4 protein-coding genes are annotated in these 5,136 nt (G+C 47.0%); 2 read left to right on the plus strand and 2 right to left on the minus strand.

What is annotated here, in order from left to right:
- Nucleotides 1-973, plus strand: a 973-nt coding sequence (locus VN105_RS09395) for an ABC transporter ATP-binding protein (RefSeq protein WP_325640155.1), incomplete at its 5' end; no start/stop codon positions are given.
- Between the two features lie 224 nt (nt 974-1,197).
- Here the strand turns inward: VN105_RS09395 and VN105_RS09400 are convergent.
- Nucleotides 1,198-1,671, minus strand: a complete 474-nt coding sequence (locus VN105_RS09400; RefSeq protein ID WP_325640156.1) for an acyl-CoA thioesterase — start codon at nt 1,669-1,671, stop codon at nt 1,198-1,200.
- A gap of 30 nt (nt 1,672-1,701) precedes the next feature.
- Nucleotides 1,702-4,194 carry an outer membrane beta-barrel family protein gene (locus tag VN105_RS09405; RefSeq protein WP_325640157.1) on the minus strand — a complete coding sequence of 831 codons (2,493 nt, stop codon included), beginning with the start codon at nt 4,192-4,194 and terminating at the stop codon, nt 1,702-1,704.
- A 349-nt stretch (nt 4,195-4,543) separates the two neighbouring features.
- On the opposite strand from VN105_RS09405, the gene VN105_RS09410 reads away from it, so the two are divergent.
- Nucleotides 4,544-5,136, plus strand: a 593-nt coding sequence (locus VN105_RS09410; protein WP_325640159.1) for a DUF695 domain-containing protein, incomplete at its 3' end; no start/stop codon positions are given.

Below are 5,136 nucleotides of genomic sequence, written 5' to 3' on the forward strand. Positions count from 1 at the left end.
CTTTGGCGCCCTGGTAGCGGTTATCTGGAGAGGCGTATCCATTGGAATGCCTACCGCGGATCTCCTTTCATTCGTACTGTATTCGCTGTTCATCGGCGGATCTATTGCGGGCCTCGCAGAAGTATATACTAACCTGCAGAAGAGCATCGGCGCTACTGAACACCTGCTGGAAATACTGGATGAACCTGCGGAAGATATCAGCCCCGTAACGGCCATTGCCCCGGAAAACCATCTGGACGGGCAGATCAGCTTCCGCAATATCTCTTTTCATTATCCTTCCCGTCCCGATCTTACCATCATGAACGATGTTTCCTTTGATGTGTATGCCGATCAGAAAGTGGCGCTGGTAGGCCCCAGCGGTGCAGGAAAAAGCACCATCGTGTCCTTACTGTTACGCCTGTACGATCCTGTAAGCGGCAGCATCCTGTTCGACGGTAAAGAAAGTACGGCCTTTCCATTATCAGAGCTTCGCTCACAAATGGCAGTAGTTCCCCAGGATGTATTCCTTTTCGGCGGCACCATCGCGGAGAATATTGCCTATGGCAAGCCCGGCGCCACTCCCGAAGAAATGGAGGAAGCTGCAAAAAAAGCCAATGCCTGGGAATTTATACAGCGGTTCCCTTTAGGCCTGCAAACTGTGGTAGGAGAGCGGGGCATCCAGCTCTCCGGCGGACAGCGGCAACGTATTGCCATTGCCAGGGCCGTATTGAGAGATCCGCGTATCCTCATCCTGGATGAAGCCACTTCAGCACTGGACTCCGAATCCGAAAAACTGGTTCAGGACGCCCTCGATAAACTCATGGAAGGACGCACCTCTATTGTGATCGCACACCGCCTGGCCACCGTGCGGCAGGCTGATAAAATCATTGTACTCGACAAAGGCCGTATCGTAGAAGAAGGCACCCACGCCGAACTGATAGGGCTGGATGGCGGCTTATACCGCACACTAAGCGATATGCAATTTGCCAGCTAACGCGCGCGGAGTTTGTCTGACTCAGGATTATGATGATTACGCTGATTTCGCTGATTTGATTACTTTGGATTTTAAACTGATTTGGGGAGATGTAAGCGGATATTTTCGCTTATATCTCCCCAAATCATTTTAATCATTACAAAATCAAATCAGCGAAATCAGTTTAATCAGTTTAATCCTGAGTCAGACAAAATCCGCTTACATCGCCGAAGGCGATGAGAGGCTCACATATACGGCCGCATCTCCTCGTCAATATCCTTCCGCAGGTCCATGAGCTTTTTGGCGTAGCCTTCCATGCTTATTTCGCTGGCTGTTTGTGGCGTCCATTTGGGAACGGGCACTGTTTTACCGTGATCATCTACTGCTGCAAATACCATTACGCAGTGGGTGGTTTTTGTTTTCTGCTGCTGGCGCGGGTTTCCTGCGAATACATCAATGGAGATATGCATGCTGGTATTACCGGTATAGATGATCTTTGCATGTATTTCCACCAGGTCGCCTATGGAAATGGGTTTGAAAAAACGGATACCACCTACATATACAGTTACAGCGTATTGCCCGCTCCAGTTGGCGGCACAGGTATAACCCGCCTGGTCAATCCATTTCATAACAGAGCCGCCGTGTACTTTTCCGCCGAAATTTACGTCCGACGGCTCTGCAAGGAACCGAAGGGTGATAGTGTGATAAATAGAATCCATAATTGTTGTTTACGGGCAACAAATTACGAATTAAAAATTATCACCTCCGCCCATTTCTCCGTTGTCGTTTTCTTTGGACTTGTTACTCTTTCTCTTAAAAAGATGCGTGTCCATTTTGCCAAAGCGCCAGGTAGCATTGAGTCGCAGCTCACGGGTGGCGCGTTTGCGGTAATTTTCCTGCTCGGAAAAACCGGTAGTGGTATAAGTAAGATTGCGGTCAGTATTGAAGATATCGTTAATGCCAAGGGAGATAGACAGCGCCTTATTTTTAAGCAGGTCCTTTTTAATAGCGGCATCGGCCGACCATTTAGGTTCTCTTTCGCCCTGTGGCAGGATCTGTTTGGATTCGTATTCGGCGCTCACCTGCAACGACAGGTTCCACGGCAGTTTGGTGTTGCTGTTCAGCTTACCGAACCAGGTAAAACCCTGGTTGGAAAGATTGTTGCCATCGCTGGTGGCGTCAATCTTGGTTTGCGCAATATTGACGTTGGTGGTAAGGTCCCATATTTTTGTCAGTTGGCTTCTCACGGTCAGTTCTGCTCCATATGAATTCCGCGTACTGGCGTTGATAGGATAAGACAGCAATACATGCTGATCCTGCCCGTTCAGGTTCAGGGTGGTATCTACATAAAAATCAGTGATCGCATTATTGGTATTGCGATAATATAAAGATACCAGCAGGTTGTGCTTTTGTGCAATGTCTTTCAGGTAAGATAATTCAAAGGAATTGGTAAACTCTGGTTTCAGCTGCGGGTTACCGGTGCTGGCAGTCTGACCGCTATAATCGATGTTAGGCAGCAGGTCGCGGAACCAGGGCCGGCGGATACGGCGGCTGTAATTCAGTTGCAGCTCATGATCGCCCTTGAACTTCTGCGACAGGAAAATGCTGGGGAACAGGCTGATGGGGTAGTTGATCTTATAGGAAGATTTTTCGCCCAGTCTTGTTTCCCCGTCATAATTAGATTGCTCTGCACGTAAGCCCACCTGGTAGCCAAAATTATCTTTGGCGCCGGTATAGCTTACATAGCCCGCATTGATCTGTTCCTGGTAGTGATAGCTGTTAGACAGTGCTGAGTCCAGCGTGAAATCGCCGGAAGGATAGTTCTGTCCGTATGTATTTGTGAAGTTGTCGAATTTGCGGGTATTACTGCGCAGCCCCATCTCAATTTTGGATTTCTCCGTCAGCGGCTTTACATAGTCCACCTGTGCGGTCATATATTTGGTAGTTCCTTCTCCGCTGCCATAGCGCAGCTCCGGCTTTTTCGGATCATATATAGGCTGTCCGGAAAGATCGAAATACTGCAGGGAGTAATCGGAGCTGTTGTCGCCGGTAGCGTAGTTATAGGTGAAGTCGGCAGTCAGTTCTTCGCCTTCCTTTGCAAACGTGTGCTTGTAACCCAGCTGTGTAGTATAGTTGCGGAACCCGTTCAATGTATTATTAACACCGGTGCCATAACGTACACGCTGCTGGTGATCGTTTAGCTCATTCAGTGTTTGGTTATTATACCGGTTAAAGTTGCCGCCGGTAATATTCTCGGATATTGTGAGGGTATTACGGTTATCGATGAACCAATCGAACCCGATGCGGCCGGTTTGGAATTTACGGTAAAAGTCGCCGTCTTCCAGCTGCTCGGTATACGTAGTGGTATCGGCGCCGAGGTTCTTGCGGAACAGGCGGCTGGTCATGGGTGATTTCCGGTTACGGATGTTATAGTTGATAAAGAAATTGAATTTTTCCTGGCGGAGGTTAAAATCCACGCCACCGTTAGTACTGCCCAGGGAGGTAACGCCGGCGTTTACTGAACCATTGATACCTGCCTTTTTATTTTTCTTCAGCACAATATTCAGGATACCGCTCATTCCTTCCGCATCGTACTTGGCAGAAGGGTTGGTTACCACTTCAATATTCTGTATGGCATCTGCGGGGATCTGGTCCAGTGTGAGGGTAGAAGGGCGGCCATCAACAAAAATAGTAGGGGCGCCATTGCGCACGGTTACATTCCCGTCGATGTCCACATTCACAGAAGGCACTTGTTTCAGTACATCAGTGGCAGTACCACCTATGCTGGCAAGGTTTTTTTCTACATTAAATACCCGTTTATCGATAGCCATTGTAAAGGCTGGTTTTTCTCCCACTACATTTACAGCAGCCAGTGATTTTACATTGGCCTTCAGTTTAATATTACCAACGTCTACACTACCTGATTTGGCAGACAGCGCCGCCGGTTTATAAATGGTTTCGTACCCGATGAAGTTAATTTTCAGGATATATTTGTTCAGCGGAATATTTTCGAAACGGAAGTCCCCGTTGGTTTTGGAGAGCATTCCTGTTTGCACGGAGGAGTCCGGACGCAGCAATGCTACAGATGCGTACTCAATAGGTTTGCCGGTTTGTGCATCCAGCAGTTTGCCGTAAATGAGCCCTGTGCTGGCGGGGGCAGCTTTACCCTCCGGACGTTGCGCTACAGCACTCATACAAAATAATAACAGCCAGCCTGTAATTAACGATACAATTTTTCTCATAATAGCTTCCAACAATTTATAGCCCTGTAAAATTACCTTTTATGAGTGAAGAATTACTTGTTTTTGGGATGAAAGGTTGGTCAGAACCCTTTACAGTCCGCTGTTTTCACTACAGAATCGGACAGGATTCTTTGTGGCAGCCAGTTACAGCAACATGCAGAAAAAACACCTCAAGTGTTAATTAGTGTTAAGCCTGGTTTTTAACCGGTTTAATCAGGTGGAGACCAACGGGATAGCATACGTTAAATTTTGTGGATAAAAAAGAGGACAATACAAGTTTATCGTTTCCATTGTATTACAGAGCAACGTATCTTTACAGCCCGCTGTTGCGTTATTTTAATTTTTTTATATGCATAAGGATTACCGACCGGACTGGGATATTTACACGTGCCATATTGAAGAAAGTCCAGCAGTAATAGGCCTTGACCTTGATCTGAGACGATTTGCGCCATTGAAGGAAAAGCCGAATGCCATATATATAACCGTATATCTTAACAATCCACGTGAGGACGGATTCCCGCAGAACGATGAATTTGCCATCATGGGTGAAATTGAGGACAGTTTGGTGGAGCAGCTGCAAACTAAGCTGGATGCGCATTTTGTAGGCCGCACCTTTTCCAATGGCGTACGCGATTTCTACTTTTATTCAGGCACCACATTGCTGCATGATAAATTCATTGCGGATGCAATGGTGAATTTTCCTGATTACCGTTACGACTACGGTGTAAAGGAAGATAATAACTGGGAACTATATTTTGATTTTCTCTTTCCGGATGTATACGAGTTTCAGCGCATACAAAACAGGAAAGTACTACGCATGCTTCACCAGCATGGCGATGCCTCCGAAAAGGAGCGCATCATAGAGCACTGGATCCATTTCAGAACGGAAGAAGATAAAATTGCTTACTGGGAACATATTAAGGAGAATGGTTTTGCCTTGGC

This window comes from Chitinophaga sp. (genome assembly GCF_035564935.1).
GTDB lineage: Bacteria > Bacteroidota > Bacteroidia > Chitinophagales > Chitinophagaceae > Chitinophaga.